Below are 17,575 nucleotides of genomic sequence, written 5' to 3'. Positions count from 1 at the left end.
CCGTCATGAAGACGATTCTGGCGGTGGCCGGCGGCGCACTGGCCCTCTTCCTCACCATCGCGATGTTCGGCGGCGCCGGCTGGACCCACCCGCCGATGGCGAACAAGCAGACCGGCTTCCGCGGGACGGGCATGGACCTGATCCGCACCCGCGCCGGCAACGAGGCGCTGGCCGCCGCGAACGTCGCCCCGACCCCGGCCGATCCGGCCGATGCGGGCGGCGACAAGGCCTCGGCCGTCTACCAGAACGTCCAGGTTCTGGGCGATCTCTCGGCCGAGCAGTTCAACCGGCTGATGGTGTCGATCACCGAGTGGGTGGCCCCGCAGCAGGGCTGCACCTACTGCCACAGCACCGAGAACATGGCGTCCGACGAGCTCTACCAGAAGCGCGTCGCCCGGCGGATGCTCCAGATGACCCAGTACATCAACTCGTCCTGGAAGGAGAACCACGTCCATCAGGCGGGCGTGACCTGCTACACCTGTCACCGCGGCAATCCGGTGCCGGCCAATATCTGGTTCGATCATCCGGTCCAGGGGGCGGGGCGCTTCATCCCGCGCAACAACAGCCAGAACCTCGCCTCCGCAGAAGTCGGCAACACCTCGCTGCCCTACGACGTCTATCAGGCCTTCTATCAGCACAAGGAAACGTCGGAGGACGCGGTCCGGGTCAACGCCACCACGGCGCTGCCGGAGACCAAGGGCAAGCCGATCCAGGACGCCGAGAAGACCTTCGCGATCATGATCAGCATGTCGCAGTCTCTCGGGGTCAACTGCACCTTCTGCCACAACACCCGATCGGTGGCGCAGTGGGACACCAGCACGCCCAACCGCGTCCATGCCTGGTACGGCATCCGGATGGTGCGTGACCTGAACCAGGATTACATGGAGCCGCTGAAATCGACGTTCCCGCGGAACCGGCTCGGGATACTGGGCGACGTGCCGAAGATCAACTGCGCCACCTGTCACAACGGCGCCAACAAGCCGCTCAACGGCGCCAACGTGATCGAGCCCTACCCGGAGCTGTCGCATCCGACGATCGCCGTGAGCCTGCCGACCGGCGAGGCCAAGGACCCGATCCCCGGGACCGAGACCCCGACGCCGAAGCCCTGATCCGCCCCGGGGCGGCCGGACGACCGGCCGCCCCGCCCAAGCTACAGGGAACCTCCGTGGGGTAGAGGCGTCGATACCGGCGGCCAAGCTCGGCCCTCAGGAGGCGTCCGTGACCATCACCATCTCGAACCTCCAGCCGCTGATCGCGATCCTCGCCGGAATCCTGATCCTGGTGATGCCGCGGCTGCTCAACTACATCGTCGCGATCTACCTGATCGTCGTCGGCGTGATCGGGCTCGGAATCCTGCATTGACGGGCCGCGCCCGCGCCGCGACGGCGCGGACCTGACAGACCGCTCGAGCCGTCAGCCGTGCACGCACAGGGCCATCGCGCGTTCATCTTGCGTTGCGCTGCGGGATGGTCCAACCCCGCCCATCAGCTCGGCCGGCGCCGGGCACCAGATACGGACGGGATCGACATGGCGACCGGCAGCGCGAAGTGGGTCTATGCCTTCGGCGACGGCAAGGCGGAGGGCAAGTCGCAGATGCGCGACCTGCTCGGCGGCAAGGGTGCCAACCTCGCCGAGATGTCCAACCTGGGCCTGCCGGTCCCGCCGGGCTTCACGATCACCACCGAGGTCTGCACCTACTTCTACGATCACGGCAAATCCTATCCGCCGGAGCTCAAGGATCAGGTCGCGGAAGCGCTCGCCCAGGTGGGCAAGCTCACCGGCCGCAAGTTCGGCGACGCGACGAACCCGCTGCTCGTGTCGGTCCGCTCGGGTGCGCGCGCCTCGATGCCCGGCATGATGGACACGGTCCTCAATCTCGGCCTCAATGACGAGACCGTCCTGGCCCTCGCCAAGGAGGCCGACGACGAGCGTTTCGCCTACGATTCGTACCGGCGGTTCATCACGATGTACTCGAACGTGGTGCTCGGCGTTGAGCACCACGCCTTCGAGGAGGCGCTGGAGCAGTACAAGGAGGGCAAGGGCTTCGACCTCGACACCGAGCTCGGCGCCGGCGACTGGAAGACCCTCATCCAGACCTACAAGAAGATCGTGCGCGACGAGCACGGCTCGGACTTCCCGCAGGGCGCGGACGACCAGCTCTGGGGCGCGATCGGCGCCGTGTTCAATTCGTGGATGATCCCCCGCGCGAAGAAGTACCGGGAGCTGAACAACATCCCGGAGAGCTGGGGCACGGCCGTCAACGTGCAGGCCATGGTGTTCGGCAACATGGGCGACACGTCGGCCACCGGCGTCGCCTTCACCCGCAACCCCTCCACCGGTGAGAAGGCGCTCTACGGCGAGTTCCTGATCAACGCGCAGGGCGAGGATGTCGTGGCGGGCATCCGCACCCCGCAGAACATCACCGAGAAGGCGCGGGAAGAGGCGGAGAGCGACAAGCCTTCCATGGAGAAGGCCATGCCGGAGAGCTTCGCGGAGCTGACCCGGATCTACGGGATCCTAGAGTCGCACTACCGCGACATGCAGGACATGGAGTTCACCATCGAGAAGGGGAAGCTCTGGATGCTCCAGACCCGCAACGGCAAGCGCACGGCCAAGGCCGCCCTGCGCATCGCCGTTGATCTGGCGGGCGAGGGGCTGATCTCGAAGGAGGAGGCGATCGGCCGCGTCGAGCCCGGCGCCCTCGACCAACTCCTGCACCCGACCATCGACCCGAAGGCCGACCGCAAGGTCATCGCCTCCGGCCTGCCGGCCTCGCCCGGCGCGGCGACCGGCGAGATCGTGTTCAATTCCGAGGACGCGGAGGCCCACCGCAAGGCCGAGCGCAAGTGCATCCTCGTCCGGATCGAGACCTCGCCCGAGGACATCCACGGGATGCACGCCGCCGAGGGCATCCTCACCACCCGCGGCGGCATGACCAGCCACGCGGCCGTGGTGGCCCGCGGCATGGGCAAGCCCTGCGTCTCCGGCGTCGGCTCGATCCGGATCGACTACAAGGCGCAGACCCTGACGGTCGGCGGCACGACGCTGAAGGCCGGCGACCGGATCACCATCGACGGCTCCACCGGCCAGGTGATCCAGGGCGAGGTGAAGATGCTGGAGCCCGAGCTGTCGGGCGACTTCGCCACCCTGATGGAGTGGGCCGACGCGATCCGCGGCATGAAGGTCCGCGCCAACGCCGACACGCCGACCGACGCCCGGACCGCGCGCAACTTCGGCGCCGAGGGCATCGGCCTCTGCCGCACCGAGCACATGTTCTTCGAGGGTGACCGCATCATCGCGGTCCGCGAGATGATCCTCGCCGACGACGCCGAGGGCCGGCGCGCGGCGCTGGCGAAGATCCTGCCCTACCAGCGGCAGGACTTCCTGGAGCTGTTCACGATCATGTCCGGCCTGCCGGTCACGATCCGCCTCCTCGACCCGCCGCTCCACGAGTTCCTGCCGCACACCGACGCCGAGGTCGCCGAGGTCGTGAAGGCGACGGGCGTCTCCGAGGAGAAGATCCGGCACCGGACGCGCGAGCTGTCCGAGCACAACCCGATGCTCGGCTTCCGGGGCTGCCGCCTCGCGATCGCCTTCCCGGAGATCGCCGAGATGCAGGCCCGCGCGATCTTCGAGGCCGCCGTCCAGGCGGCCGCCGATACCGGCAAGGCGGTGACGCCCGAAGTGATGGTGCCGCTGGTCTTCACCCGCGCCGAGTTCGACATCGTGAAGGCCCGCATCGACGCCATGGCGAAGGCCGTGGCCGAGGAGAAGGGCGCGACCCTCGACTATCAGGTCGGCACGATGATCGAGCTGCCGCGCGCGGCCCTCAAGGCCAATGAGATCGCCGAGACCGCGGAGTTCTTCTCCTTTGGCACCAACGACCTGACCCAGACGGCGCTCGGCATCTCCCGCGACGACGCGGCCACCTTCCTGGGCCCCTATACCCAGAAGGGCATCCTGCCGGCCGACCCGTTCATCACGATCGACCAGGAAGGCGTAGGCGAGCTGGTGCGCATCGGCGTCGAGCGCGGCCGCAAGACCCGGCCAGACATCAAGCTCGGCATCTGCGGCGAGCACGGCGGCGATCCCGCCTCGGTCGGCTTCTGCCAGGAGGTGGGACTCGACTACGTGTCCTGCTCGCCCTACCGGGTGCCGATTGCCCGGCTCGCGGCCGCACAGGCGGCGCTCGGCAAGGTCGCCGGCAAGGAAGGCTGAGACCAGTCCGGGGGACGCCGAGCACGTCCCCCTTTCGGCTATCAACCGTCCGTATGAGGATCAGTGGAAAAATTCGCCTTTCGGTCGAACTCGCCTCTTTTTGAGGCGTTCTTCGATTGAACGGGTACGCCCTACGTGCGCCTAATCGGCCCGCGTCGGGTTCAGCATCGCCCGTCAGAAGCGGCCGCCACCATGTCCCACAGCCCATCGCCGCTGTGCCTCGCTGAGACCGAAGCGGTCGCGGCTGTTCCGAGCGTCGCCGTCCGCGCCTATCTCGCTCTCGTCGCCGGTCTCGGCGGTGTCGTCACGGCCGTGATGCTGATGATGTCGGTCGCGGCCAACAGCGGCAGCGAGGCGGAGCGCATCTCGGCGACGCAGGAAGACAGCTACGCGACCACGCTGGTCGGCGCGCTGGCGGTCAACCTGTCCAAGCCTCTGCGCTGAGTGCGTATCCGGCGTCGACCGCCCCGGGTGGCCCGGTCCACTGCGCGGCTCCGATGCGGACGTCCTGACGACGACGGTCGAATCACCGCGCCCCCGACACGGCCCGCGCGGCCGAGCCGGTGAAACGGGTCGGCAGATCGTCGCCGGGGCTGCGTGGACTGAAGCGCGTGGTGACCCGATCGGGCGCGGCGCCGACCACCGCGTCGGGCGCGGCACCGCGCAGGCGCGTGGCGGCCACGTGCACGGGCGCGGCGCGGCTCGCGGGGGCAGCGCCCGGGCCGGCCGATACGGAGTCGAACAGGGCGCGCAGTTGCGCCTTGGCATCCGCGTCCGGAGCCACGAGGGAGCGGGCGCGAGCCGGAACCGCCGCCGCCGGCTTGTCGAGGGCGCGGATCTCGGCAGCCGGCGCGAAATTGGCCATCCCGCGCTCCAGCGCCGCGAACTGCACAGGGCGGGGCGGCGGCAGGGGCATGTTCAGGCTCGCCGCGACGGCGGCCATATCGGCGGGGCGCCGCGGCGGGAGCGGTGCCGTGACGGCGGTCACGGTATCGTCGACGGCGACCGGCTGACTGGCGGTCAGGAACGCCTTGGCGTCGGCGGGCCTGATGTCGGAGGGCTTGGTCTCGGCACCTTTCGCCTGTGCCCGCTCGGCGAGCGAGCCGCGCAGGGCGTCGTCGGCCGCGGGCGCCGCGTAGGCGAGGGCCGCGCGCGCGGCCGCCGGATCCTGCGGATCGGCGCTCGCCACGGCGACGACGGGCGCGCGGCGCGACTTCCGCGCCGTCTCCACCGGGGCCGGCACCGGCGCGGGTTCCGGTGCGGACCGGCCGCCGCCGAACAGGCTGGCCAGGAAGCCGAACAGGCCGGGCCCGTCCTCCTCCTCGCCGCTGGCCATCTGCGTCGTGAGGCCCGCCACGGTACCGCCGCGGGCCAGGATCTCGGCCTTGGCCTCCTCGTAGCGAGGGAAGGGGCGGTTGTCGCTCGGGAGCAGGACGGTCTTGCCGTCCGGGAACAGGCGGGCGAGCTGGTCGTGGGTCATGCGCGGCCACATCCGCACCGAACCCACGTCGAGGTGCACGAAGGGCGTTCCGGCATGGGGGTACCAGCCGACGCCGCCCCGCTGCATCCGGAGGCCGACCTCCCGGATCCGGTCGATCGACACGTCCGGCAGGAAGAAGTCCATCGCCTTGCCGAGCATGTGCTGGCTGTACTCGGCCACCATCCTGGAGCGGCGGCGCAGCATCGCGTTGGTGCCCGGGGAGCGGTAGGCCGACACGACGTGGATCGGCTGCGTCGCGCCGACCTGGCGATAGGCCTCCCAGACCGTATCGAACAGCCGCGGGTCCATCTTGGTCGGCTCGTTGACCCGCCAGTCGCGCAGGAGCCAGTTCAGCTGCTCGAGGGCCGCGCGATCGTAGCGACCATCGCGCTTGAACGTGATGGTCGCGCTCTCCTGCGTGTGGGTGTGGTAGATCGACAGGGAGCGGGTGTCGCCGTTGGCGACCGCGTCCTCGGTCTCGGCCGTCCCGGCGATCAGTCCGAGCGCGAGGCCGGACAGGGCGAGAGTGACGTGGCGAAGGGCGCGCGGGAGACTGGGCACGACGGTCCTGATCCTCTCCCGACAGCCTGACCCGACGCCTGTTGAACCGGGTTCGCGACCGAAACGGCTAAGGCTCGACCGTGGCGAAATCGTGCCCGGCTGTGCGGCCGCGCACCTGAAAGTTGCTGGTGGCGCGGGTGGGCTACCACCACCCGCGCGGCGCCGCCTGCTGCGGCGCGGGCGTCCAGAGGCCGGGCTCGCCGTATTCCGGCGCGCTGTCGGCACGGGCGGCGCGACGCTGGGCGCGGCGCGGCGTCTCCGCCTCCTCGTAGCGCCCGCCCGGCCACGCGTCGGCATCCGCGACCGGCCGCTCGGGCGCGCGGCGATCGACGGTCCGGGGCGCGGGCGGCTTCGGGGCGCGCTCGGCCTTGCGCCGCGGCGGCTCGTCCGGGAGCCTCGCGATCGCCGGCCCGCCGCCGCCGGGCAGCCCGAGGGCCGCGCGCATCGGCGCGTCGTAGCCGTAGAGATCCGGAAGGGTGCGGTAGGCGCCGCCGTCGTCCACGAAGGCGGTGAAGTAGGCGAGGTGGACCGGCAGCTTCTCCGGCAGCCGAATGGTGCGCTCGCCCTTGCCGATCAGCTTCTTCAGCCGATCCGCGGACCAGTTCGGCAGCACCGCGTCGGCGAGCCGGAACGGGTCGTCGACGCGAACGCAGCCGTGACTGAAATCGCGCTTCGCGGCGGAGAACAGCGAGCGGTTCGGCGTGTCGTGCAGGTAGACCGCGTGCTGGTTCGGGAACATGAACTTGATGAAGCCGAGCGCGTTGCGCTCCCCCGGGGGCTGGCGCAGCGAGATGTGCCCGCCGCGACGGACGACCTCGTAGCCGCCCCAGGTCTTGCCGCCGTAGCCGGCGAGCTTCGGCGCCATCGTCTTCAGGATCGACGGCGGGACGTACCAGGACGGGTTGACGACCGCGTACTCCATCATGCCGGAGAACAGCGGCGTGCGCGATTCCGGCTTGCCGACGATGACCCGCGCTTCGTCGCGCATCACACCGCCTCGGTAGGCGCGCAGGCGATATTCCGGCACGTTGACGAGGATGTAATCCGGCCCCAGATCGCCCGGGAGCCAGCGCCACCGCTCCATGTTGACGATGAGTTCGGCCTCACCGCCCGTCGGGCGCGCCGTGCGGCCGGCATCGGCGAGGGCGAGCACCGTCTGGACGTTCAGGACGCCGTTCCCCGGCAGGCCGCGGCCGCGCTGGAACTTGGCCACCGCGTCGGCGACCACGGAATCGTACTCCTCCGGCTCGCCGGGCCCCCTGTCCAGGGTCGCGGCCGGACGGCTCTCGAGGTTGAAATGTGCCCGCAGCAGCGGGACGCGGGCATCACGCATGCCGACGCGCAGGGCCGGCCCGGCCGGGAGGCGCAGCGGCTTCACCGCGGTCGGCGCAGGCGCCCGCAGGCTGGCGAGCCGCGCCTTCAGCGCGAGATAGCCCGGAGTCGCCGGGTTGTAGGCCTGCAGTGCCTCGCCGGCTTTCGCGCCGGCCTCGTCGAGCTTCGCCAGGACGTCGTTGCCGGCCGGCAGATCAAGGTGCGGGGTGATCAGCCTCGAGATCGAGGCCAGGTTGATCCGACCGCCGCGGGCGTCCCGGGCATAGAGAACCGCCGCCGCGGACAGGCGCAGATCGGCGTCGGCGACCGCCTTCTCGTCCGGTTTGTCGGCGAGCGCCGGGACCGTGTAGGCGCGGGGGTCGAGCCCGTCCTCGGCGGCGGCCGCCAGCCGCGCCGAGACCGCCTTCGCGGCGTCGGTCCAGGCCCCGCCGGAGATCCAGAGCGGCTTGAAGCTGCGGGCCTCGTAGAAGCTCCGGATCGCGTCGCGGTCCTTGCCGGTGAGGCGGAGCAGCAGGGGCGCGGCATCCGCGAACCGGGCGAAGATTGCGGCGCCGAGCGGGTCCGTCGGGGCGACCGGGGCCGCCGCGGCGGGAGCCGGGGCCGGCTCGGCCGCCGGCGCCTCAGGCTTGTAGTCGGGAAGGGCGGTCGCGGCGGGCGCCGACGGGTCCGCCGGCGCGGGCGCCGCTGGCCCCGGCGCGGCAGCGGGCGGGGTCGCGGGGACATCGGCGGCCGGCTGGTCCAGCGCGGCCGTCGCGGCGCGGAGGGAGCCGGCCGGTGCCAGCGTGCCGCCGAGAAGGGCGGCCAGCGCGATGAGGCTGGAGCGCGGGACGCGCATCGTGATCTCCCGGGGCGCGGCGGCAGGACCGCACGCTCAGATTGTGATTATCCGCGCAAGCGTGGCTTTGAGCAACCGCAGTCATCGCGAATAGAGGCTCGGTCCTGCAGATGAATGTGTCATTTCTAATGCTGCTCAGCTTACGATCCGCTCAATCATTTTGCCGGCGCGACGCAGCAGGGCCGAGAATTCCAGCGACCGTGGCCAAAACGAATGCGCGCGGTGCGCTAGCGCACGCCGCGCTCGATCAGGCCGCGTCCTCGGTTTTGTCGTCCTCCTCCAGCCCCAGATCCTTGAGCTTGCGGTAGAGGGTGGAGCGTCCGATGCCGAGGCGGCGCGAGACCTCGGACATCCGCTGCCGGTAGAACTGAAGCGCGAAGCGGATAATCTCCGCCTCCAGGACGTCCATCGGCTTCATCTCGCCGGTCTCCTCGGCGACGAGCGACATGGCGTGCGGGTCGCGGACCTCGACGCGGACGATCTCCCGCACCGGTTCGGGGGCGTAGGCCGGCATCTGCGGCTGGACCGGCGCTGCCGGGATCCGCACGTCGAAGCCCTCGACCTGCGCGGCGATCTGGGGGAATTCGGAGACGGTCAGCTCGTCGCCGTCCGCCAGCACGACGGCGCGGAACAGGGCGTTCTCCAGCTGCCGGACGTTGCCCGGCCAGGGATAGCGCGTGAGCAGGGCCATGGCCTCCGGGCTGATCGCCCGAACGCGCTTGCCTTCCTCGGCCGAGAACCGCGCGCAGAACGAGCGGACGAGGTCCGGGATGTCCTCGCGGCGCGCCCGCAGGGGCGGCAGCGTCATCGGGAAGACGTTCAGGCGGTAGTAGAGATCCTCGCGGAACTTGCCCTGCTTCACGAGGTCGAGCAGCGACCGGTTCGTCGCCGAGACGAGCCGGATGTCCACCCGCACCGAGCGCTTGCCGCCGACGGGATCGACCTCGCCCTCCTGGAGGGCCCGGAGCAGCTTCACCTGCGCGTCGAGGGGCAACTCGCCGATCTCGTCCAGGAACAGGGTCCCGCCCGAGGCCTCGACAAACTTGCCGGCGTGCTTCTCGGTGGCGCCGGTGAACGCCCCCTTCTCGTGGCCGAACAGGGTGGATTCCACCAGGTTCTCCGGGATCGCCCCGCAATTGACGGTCACGAACGGCTTGCCGCGCCGGTCGCCGGACCCCTGGATCGCCCGGGCCAGGACCTCCTTGCCGACGCCGGACTCGCCCTCGATCAGAACGGGGATGTTCGACTTCGCCGCCCGCTCGGCGAGGCGGATCACCCGCTCCATGTCGGGGCTCTTCGAGGTGAGATCCTTGAAGGTGAGCGCCCCGGAGGCGCGGCGGCGCATGCGGCGCACCTCCTCCTCGAGCGTGTCGACCCGCAGGGCATTCTTGATCGAAACCTGGAGCCGCTCCGCGCCCGCCGGTTTGACCACGAAATCCACGGCGCCGGCCCGCATGGCGCTGACCACCGTGTCGATGGAGCCGTTGGAGGTCTGGACGATGACCGGCGTGGCGAGGCCGCTCTTGCGCATCTCGGCCAGGACACCGAGCCCGTCGAGCCCCGGCATCACGAGGTCGAGGAGCACGACATCCGCACCCTTGGATCGCAGCAGGGTCAGCGCGTCCGCACCGGTCTCGGCGATCCGCGCCTCGAAGCCGAAACGGCGCACGGCCGCCTCGGCCAGGCGCCGCTGGACCGGATCGTCATCCACGATGAGCACGGTGGCGGACATGGCGGCTCCCTGAACGGCGCGCGAAGGCCGGACACGCGACGCGGGCTCGACCCGGTCGCGGCCTTCCGATTCGGCGACTGTTTCGTTTCGAGCCGTAGGGTGACCGACAGTCGTAAAGTGCCGCTTAACGACGTTTGCGCCGCGTCGTCACCGATCGCGCGCCGGTCCGACGGTCCCTCCGCGTTGAACGCGTGGCGGCACGCTCGATATCAGGGTACGGGGCCGGGGCCCTTGGAGAGGATTGCACACCATGATGCCGAGCCACACCGCCTCGCCGGTGACTGTCCGCCTGCCGGAGGGCGTGAGTGCCGCGCGCGCCGCCGCGAAGGCTGCCGACCTCGGCCATCTTCCGGAATGGGACCTCACGGATCTCTATTCCGGCCTCGATGATCCGAACTTCTCCGGCGACATGACCCGCGCCGAGGAGGAGTGCCGCCGCTTCTCCGAGACCTACGCCGGCCGGATCGCGGAGCTCGCCGCGGGCCCGGACGCGTCCGCGCGGCTGGCCGAGGCGGTGCGCGCCTACGAGGGCATCGAGGACCTGCTGGGCAAGCTCATGTCCTTCGCGGGTCTCGTCTATTCCGGCGACACCACCGACGAGGCGCGCGCCAAGTTCTACGGCGACACCCGCGAGCGGCTGACCAGCGCCTCGGCGGATCTCCTCTTCTTCGCCCTGGAGCTGAACCGCGTCGACGATACGGCCATGAACGCCGCGATGGCCATAGGGCCGCTCGCCCACTACGCCCCGTGGATCGAGGACCTGCGGCGGGAGAAGCCGCACCAACTCGACGATCGCACCGAGAAGCTGTTCCTCGAGAAGTCGGTCACGTCGAACGCCGCCTGGGACCGGCTGTTCAACGAAACGATCGCCGCGCTGCGCTTCACCGTGCAGGGCGAGGAGATGCCGCTGGAGCCGACGCTCAACAAGCTTCAGGATCCGGACGGCGCGGTCCGCAAGGAGGCGGCCGGCGCGATCAGCGCGGTCCTGCGCGGTCAGCTGCGGGTGTTCACGCTCATCACCAACACGCTGGCGAAGGACAAGGAGATCAGCGACCGCTGGCGCGGGTTCAAGGACGTCGCGGACGCGCGCCACCTGTCGAACCGGGTCGAGCCCGAGGTGGTGGAAGCCCTCGTCGACGCCGTGCGGGCGGCCTATCCCCGCCTGTCCCACCGCTACTACACGCTCAAGGCGAAGTGGTTCGGGCAGGAGGCGCTGCCCTACTGGGACCGCAACGCGCCGCTGCCCCGCGTCGAGCAGCGCACGATCCCGTGGACGGAGGCCCGCGACACGGTGCTGTCCGCCTACGACGCCTTCTCGCCGAAGATGGCGGGGATCGCGCGGCGCTTCTTCGACGAGCGCTGGATAGACGCACCGACCCGTCCCGGCAAGGCGCCGGGCGCCTTCGCGCATCCGACCGTGCCCTCCGTCCACCCCTATGTGCTGGTCAACTACCAGGGCAAGCCGCGGGACGTGATGACGCTGGCGCACGAGTTGGGCCACGGCGTCCACCAGGTGCTCGCCGGGCCGAACGGCGCCCTCATGGCGCCGACGCCCCTGACGCTGGCCGAGACGGCGAGCGTCTTCGGCGAGATGCTGACCTTCCGTCGGCTCCTCGCCGCGACCACGGACACGACCCAGCGCCGGGCCATGCTCGCCGCCAAGGTCGAGGACATGATCAACACGGTGGTGCGCCAGATCGCCTTCTACTCGTTCGAGCGGAAGGTCCATCTCGCCCGCGCCAAGGGCGAGCTGACCACTGATCAGATCAACGCGCTGTGGCTGTCCGTCCAGGCAGAATCGCTCGGTCCGGCCATCACGCTGGATTCCGGCTACGAGCCGTTCTGGGCCTACATCCCGCACTTCATCCACTCGCCGTTCTACGTCTACGCGTACGCGTTCGGCGACTGCCTGGTGAACTCGCTCTACGGCGTCTACGCCCGGGCGGAGGACGGCTTCGTGGACCGCTACTTCGCGTTGCTCGCGGCCGGCGGCTCGAAACCCTACGGCGAGCTGCTCGCGCCCTTCGGCCTCGACGCCAAGGACCCGGGCTTCTGGCAGATCGGGCTCGGCATGATCGAGAGCATGATCGTCGAGCTCGAGAGCATGGAAGGACAGGCCTGAGCCGAGCGCCGCGGACCCCGTCGACCCCCGCGGCGCAGGGACCCACGCCCCTGGTTCGCGGCCGGGGGCGGCTTATCTGCGCATCATCGTCAGACAAGCAGATCGAGTGATGGCCGAGACCGACCGCGAAGCCAACCGCTTCTCCGCCCGCGCCGGGCGCTACGCCAGCGTGGGCGCCAACGTCGGCGGCGTCGCCGCCCGGATGGCCGTGGCACGGCTGTTCGGAAAGGAGGGCACCACCAACGCCGCCGCCCTGGCGCAGGCGCTGGGCGGCCTGAAGGGCCCGATCATGAAGGTGGCCCAGCTGCTGGCCACCGTTCCGGACCTGCTCCCGCCCGAATACGCGACCGAGCTGCAGAAGCTTCAGGCGGACGCCCCGCCGATGGGCGCGGCCTTCGTCCGGCGCCGGATGCAGTCGGAGCTCGGCGCCGGCTGGCAGGAGCGCTTCGGCAGCTTCGACCTCAAACCCGCGGCGGCGGCCTCGCTGGGCCAAGTCCATCGCGCAACCACCAAGGACGGCGAACGGCTCGCCTGCAAGCTTCAGTACCCGGACATGCAGTCGGCCGTGGAGGCCGACCTGAAGCAGCTGGAGGTCGCGTTCGCGCTGCACCGCCGGATGAACACGTGGCTCGACACGCGCGAGATCGCGAAGGAGATCGGCGCCCGGGTGCGCGAGGAGCTCGACTACGAGCGCGAGGCCAAGCACGCGGCGCTCTACGGGGCCGTGCTGAAGGACATCGCGGCGGTGCGCGTGCCGCGCGTCTTTCCGGAGCTCTCGACGAAGCGCCTGCTCACGCTCGGCTGGCTCGACGGGGACAAGATCCTGGGCTTCGCCGAGGAGCCGGTCGAGGTGCGCAACCGGATCGCCCAGGCGATGTTCAAGGCGTGGTGGCACCCGTTCAGCCGGGCGGCGGTGATCCACGGCGACCCGCATCTGGGCAACTACACCGTGTTCTCGGACGCCGGCGAGGCCGCGGGAATCAACCTGCTGGACTACGGCTGCGTCCGGATCTTCCATCCGCGCTTCGTCGGCGGCGTCGTGGATCTCTACCGCGGCCTGTTGGAGAACGACGATGCCCGCATCGTCCACGCCTACGAGGTCTGGGGATTCAAGGATCTCGACAAGGAGAAGATCGAGATCCTGAACATCTGGGCCCGCTTCATCTACGGGCCGCTGCTCGAAGACCGTACCCGCACCGTCGCCGACGGCGTGAAGCCGGGGGAGTACGGTCGCCGACAGGCCTTCCAGGTCCATCAGGCCCTGAAGGAGCGCGGGCCCGTGACTGTCCCGCAGGAATTCGTCTTCATGGATCGCGCGGCCGTAGGGCTGGGCGCCGTGTTCCTCCACCTCAGATCTGAGCTCAACTACCACCGGTTGTTCGAGGCCGAGATCGAGCATTTCTCGCTGGACGAACTCACGAAACGCCAGGGCCGGGCGCTCACCGAAGCCGGTCTGCCGAAACCGGCCTGATTCGACGCGAAGATCCACCGGGAGAGCGATCAACTTGCGTGCGTCCGATTGCGGCAGGTAAACGCTTGAGCTACATCCGACCGCGACCGCAAGAAGTCGCGTCTTAGGGAAACGAGCGCACGATGGCCGAGAGTGACACGGTGGCCGGGCACACCTACAGCCCGGCGATGGACGCGACGACGCACGAGCAGACCTATCGCGGATTTGTCCGGTTCGTCGAAATCGCCACTGGCGTCGTCATCTGCTGGGTGCTGGCCCTCGCCATCGGCGGGATCCGCGAGGCGTGGCTGCTGGCCATCGTCGGCGTGATCGCCTCCGGAGCCGCGGGCGCGGTGGGCGCCCTCGCGCCGGCCGTGGGGTGGAAGGCCCCGCTGGTCGTCGGCATTCTCCTGGTCCTCTACCTGTTCTTCGCCTGAGAGGGCCGTGGGCGGCGGCGTCGAGCGTCGCCGCGGATGACGAACCCGCTCGCGTTCGCCGAGCGGGACGCTGACACATTGTTGGCAATTAAATTGGGCGCAAGTTACATTCCGGCCGCATCCATCGCGGTATCGTAGATCCGCCTCTCGAAAAGCTGCGCCGGTTCGCGCATTCGAAAGGCCGAGCTTTTCCAGGGGAACCCTCGCATGCGCATTGCTGTGCTGTCCGAGACGGACTCCGCGGAGCCGCGCGTCGCCGCGGTTCCTGAGACCGTCAAGAAGTTCAAGACTTTCGGTGCCGACGTCGTGGTGCAGTCCGGGGCCGGCCAGAAGGCCGGCATCCTGGATTCCGAGTACGAGGCCGCCGGCGCCAGCATCGCCGGGAGCGCCGCCGATGCCGCCGGGGATGCCGACCTCGTGCTCAAGGTCCGGCGCCCGAGCGCCGAGGAGCTGCCGCAGCTGAAGCGCGGCGCCACCGTGATCGCGATCATGGACCCCTACGGCAACGAGGACGCCCTCAAGGCGATGGCCGAGGCCGGGATCGACGGCTTCGCCATGGAGCTGATGCCGCGCATCACCCGCGCGCAGGTGATGGACGTCCTGTCCTCGCAGGCGAATCTCGCCGGCTACCGCGCGGTCGTCGACGGCGCCGCCGAGTACGGGCGGGCCATGCCGATGATGATGACCGCCGCCGGCACCGTGCCGGCCGCCCGCGTCTTCGTCATGGGCGTCGGCGTGGCCGGCCTCCAGGCCATCGCGACAGCCCGCCGGCTCGGCGCGGTCGTCACCGCCACCGACGTCCGGCCCGCCACCAAGGAGCAGGTCGAATCGCTCGGCGCCAAATTCGTCGCCGTCGAGGACGACGAATTCAAGCAGGCCGAGACGGCCGGCGGTTACGCCAAGGAGATGTCGGCCGAGTACCAGAAGAAGCAGGCGGAGCTGGTCAAGGGTCACATCGCCAAGCAGGACATCGTCATCACCACCGCGCTGATCCCGGGCCGGCCAGCGCCGAAGCTGGTCTCCGAGGAGATGGTGGCGTCGATGAAGCCGGGTTCGGTCCTCGTCGATCTCGCGGTGGAGCGCGGCGGCAACGTCGCCGGCGCCAAGGCCGGCGAGGTCGTCACGAACGATCGCGGCGTGAAGATCGTCGGCCACGTCAACGTGCCGGGGCGGCTCGCCGCCACCTCGTCGAGCCTCTACGCGCGCAACCTCTACGCCTTCGTCGAGACCCTGATCGACAAGGAATCGAAGGCGCTGGCCATCAACTGGGACGACGAGCTGGTGAAGGCCACGAACCTCACCCGCGACGGCTCGGTCGTCCACGCATCCTTCCAGCCCAAGACCGATGGCGCAGCCTCGGAAGCCACCTCCGTGGGGCTGGCCAAGTCGGAGGCCAGCAAGGCGTCCGGTGCGGCCACCCCGGCAGGCGCGCAGTGAAGCCTGGCCGAGAGGAGTAGCAGAATGGCAAACGTCATCGTCCCTCCCGATCAGGCGGCCGATCAGGCCCGCGTGCTGGCCGACGCCGCGCGCGCCGCGGCCGCGGTGGCGCGCAACGCCGCCGACCAGGCGCAGGTCATCGCCGACGGCATGGGCCACGGGCTCAGCGCCGCCACCGGCGGCGCGGTCGATCCGACCGTGTTCCGGCTCGCGATCTTCGTGCTGGCGATCTTCGTCGGCTACTACGTGGTCTGGTCGGTGACCCCGGCCCTGCACACCCCGCTCATGTCGGTGACCAACGCGATCTCGTCGGTGATCATCGTCGGCGCGATCCTGGCGGTCGGCGTTCCGCTGATCGAGAAGGGCACGGGCCTCGCCCGGTTCTTCGGCTTCATCGGCATCGTGCTCGCCAGCGTGAACATCTTCGGCGGCTTCCTCGTCACGCAGCGCATGCTCGGCATGTACAAGAAGAAGGGCTGAGCCGGTGTCAGAGAACGTCTCCTCCCTTCTCTATATCGTCGCCGGCGTCCTGTTCATCATGGCGCTGCGGGGGCTCTCGCACCCCACGACCTCCCGGCAGGGCAACCTGTACGGCATGGTCGGCATGGGGCTCGCCATCCTGACCACGCTGGTCGGCCACCCGCCGGCGGGTGCCGGCGCCTGGATCCTCGTCCTGCTGGGCTTAGGGCTCGGCGGCGGCGCCGGCGCGGTGATCGCCAAGCGCGTGCCGATGACCGCGATGCCGCAGCTCGTGGCGGCCTTCCACTCGCTGGTCGGCCTCGCGGCCGTCTTCGTGGCCGCGGGCGCCCTCTACGCACCGCAAGCGTTCGGCATCATCGAGAACGGGCACTTCCACAAGCAGTCGCTGTTCGAGATGGGTCTCGGCGTGGCCATCGGCGCCATCACCTTCACCGGCTCGGTGATCGCCTTCGCCAAGCTCGACGGGCGCATGTCCGGCAAGCCGATCATGCTGCCTCAGCGCCACCTCATCAACGCGCTGCTGGCCGCCGGCCTCGTGCTGCTGATCGCCCTGTTCATCGGCACCGAGTCGAAGGCGATCTTCTGGCTGATCGTCATCGCCTCGCTGGTGCTCGGCGGCCTGATCATCATCCCGATCGGCGGCGCCGACATGCCGGTGGTCGTGTCGATGCTCAACTCGTACTCGGGCTGGGCGGCGGCCGGCATCGGCTTCACCCTGGGCAACCTCGCGCTGATCATCACCGGCTCGCTGGTCGGCTCGTCGGGCGCGATTCTGTCCTACATCATGTGCCACGCGATGAACCGGTCGTTCATCTCGGTGATCCTCGGCGGCTTCGGTGGCGACACCGCCGCGGCCGGCACCGGCCAGGTCGAGACCCGGCCCGTGAAGCAGGGTTCGGCCGACGACGCGGCCTACATCATGAAGAACGCCGAGCGGGTCATCATCGTCCCGGGCTACGGCATGGCGGTCGCCCAGGCGCAGCACTCCCTGCGCGAGATGGCCGACATGCTGAAGAAGGAGGGCGTCGACGTGAAGTACGCCATCCACCCGGTGGCGGGCCGCATGCCGGGCCACATGAACGTGCTGCTCGCCGAGGCCAACGTGCCCTACGACGAGGTCTTCGAACTGGAGGACATCAACGGTGAGTTCCCGCAGGCGGACGTCGCCTTCGTGATCGGCGCCAACGACGTCACCAACCCGGCCGCCAAGACCGACAAGGCCTCGCCGATCTACGGCATGCCGATCCTCGACGTGGAGAAGGCCAAGACCGTGCTGTTCATCAAGCGCGGCATGGGCTCCGGCTACGCGGGTGTCGAGAACGAGGTGTTCTTCCGCGACAACACCATGATGCTGTTCGGCGACGCCAAGAAGGTCGTGGACAGCGTGCTGAAGTCGCTCTGAGACCCAGGTCTCCGGCAGCGTCGAGGGGCGGGCAGCGATGCCCGCCCTTTCTCGTTGTGGCGATCGGGTTCGCCGTCGCTGTTGCGGCG

The 17,575-nt window shown here is 69.7% G+C and carries 13 protein-coding genes; 10 read left to right on the top strand and 3 right to left on the bottom strand.

Annotated features, from left to right (window positions below):
• The first annotated feature begins 5 nt into the window (after positions 1-5).
• From pufC to ACLBYB_RS10295, 4 genes are all read left to right on the top strand, one after another.
• Positions 6-1,109: a photosynthetic reaction center cytochrome PufC gene (gene pufC / locus ACLBYB_RS10310; RefSeq protein WP_056528659.1), complete on the top strand. Its 1,104-nt coding sequence runs from the start codon at positions 6-8 to the stop codon at positions 1,107-1,109.
• 109 nt (positions 1,110-1,218) lie between these two features.
• The gene (locus ACLBYB_RS10305; RefSeq protein WP_012319762.1) at positions 1,219-1,362 is read left to right on the top strand and encodes a DUF3096 domain-containing protein; all 144 of its coding nucleotides are present in this window, start codon (positions 1,219-1,221) and stop codon (positions 1,360-1,362) included.
• Positions 1,363-1,527: 165 nt separating this feature from the next.
• On the top strand, positions 1,528-4,218 hold the full coding sequence (gene ppdK / locus ACLBYB_RS10300) for a pyruvate, phosphate dikinase (protein ID WP_447681352.1): 2,691 nt from the start codon (positions 1,528-1,530) through the stop codon (positions 4,216-4,218).
• Between the two features lie 192 nt (positions 4,219-4,410).
• The gene (locus ACLBYB_RS10295) at positions 4,411-4,662 is read left to right on the top strand and encodes a hypothetical protein (protein WP_020091998.1); all 252 of its coding nucleotides are present in this window, start codon (positions 4,411-4,413) and stop codon (positions 4,660-4,662) included.
• An 82-nt stretch (positions 4,663-4,744) separates the two neighbouring features.
• Here ACLBYB_RS10295 and ACLBYB_RS10290 read toward each other — a convergent pair whose 3' ends face one another.
• From ACLBYB_RS10290 to ACLBYB_RS10280, 3 genes are all read right to left on the bottom strand, one after another.
• On the bottom strand, positions 4,745-6,259 hold the full coding sequence (locus ACLBYB_RS10290; protein WP_447698696.1) for a DUF882 domain-containing protein: 1,515 nt from the start codon (positions 6,257-6,259) through the stop codon (positions 4,745-4,747).
• Between the two features lie 142 nt (positions 6,260-6,401).
• Positions 6,402-8,426, bottom strand: coding sequence for a L,D-transpeptidase family protein (locus ACLBYB_RS10285; RefSeq protein ID WP_447698695.1), 2,025 nt, complete (start codon positions 8,424-8,426; stop codon positions 6,402-6,404).
• A 247-nt stretch (positions 8,427-8,673) separates the two neighbouring features.
• A complete protein-coding gene (locus ACLBYB_RS10280) occupies positions 8,674-10,158 on the bottom strand; it encodes a sigma-54-dependent transcriptional regulator (RefSeq protein ID WP_447698694.1) in 1,485 nt (494 codons plus the stop codon).
• A gap of 250 nt (positions 10,159-10,408) precedes the next feature.
• Here ACLBYB_RS10280 and ACLBYB_RS10275 point away from each other — a divergent pair, with 250 nt between their 5' ends.
• From ACLBYB_RS10275 to ACLBYB_RS10250, 6 genes are all read left to right on the top strand, one after another.
• Positions 10,409-12,280: a M3 family oligoendopeptidase gene (locus ACLBYB_RS10275; protein ID WP_447698693.1), complete on the top strand. Its 1,872-nt coding sequence runs from the start codon at positions 10,409-10,411 to the stop codon at positions 12,278-12,280.
• A gap of 109 nt (positions 12,281-12,389) precedes the next feature.
• The gene (locus tag ACLBYB_RS10270) at positions 12,390-13,751 is read left to right on the top strand and encodes an ABC1 kinase family protein (RefSeq protein ID WP_091926654.1); all 1,362 of its coding nucleotides are present in this window, start codon (positions 12,390-12,392) and stop codon (positions 13,749-13,751) included.
• Between the two features lie 122 nt (positions 13,752-13,873).
• Positions 13,874-14,167, top strand: coding sequence for an aa3-type cytochrome c oxidase subunit IV (locus ACLBYB_RS10265; RefSeq protein WP_020092004.1), 294 nt, complete (start codon positions 13,874-13,876; stop codon positions 14,165-14,167).
• A 207-nt stretch (positions 14,168-14,374) separates the two neighbouring features.
• Positions 14,375-15,604: a Re/Si-specific NAD(P)(+) transhydrogenase subunit alpha gene (locus ACLBYB_RS10260; RefSeq protein ID WP_447698692.1), complete on the top strand. Its 1,230-nt coding sequence runs from the start codon at positions 14,375-14,377 to the stop codon at positions 15,602-15,604.
• Between the two features lie 24 nt (positions 15,605-15,628).
• A complete protein-coding gene (locus ACLBYB_RS10255; RefSeq protein WP_020092006.1) occupies positions 15,629-16,084 on the top strand; it encodes a proton-translocating transhydrogenase family protein in 456 nt (151 codons plus the stop codon).
• A 4-nt stretch (positions 16,085-16,088) separates the two neighbouring features.
• Positions 16,089-17,486, top strand: coding sequence for an NAD(P)(+) transhydrogenase (Re/Si-specific) subunit beta (locus ACLBYB_RS10250; RefSeq protein WP_020092007.1), 1,398 nt, complete (start codon positions 16,089-16,091; stop codon positions 17,484-17,486).
• Positions 17,487-17,575 lie beyond the last annotated feature (89 nt).

The organism is Methylobacterium sp. D54C, from assembly GCF_053345595.1.
This window is presented reverse-complemented; position numbering and strand designations above follow the sequence as displayed.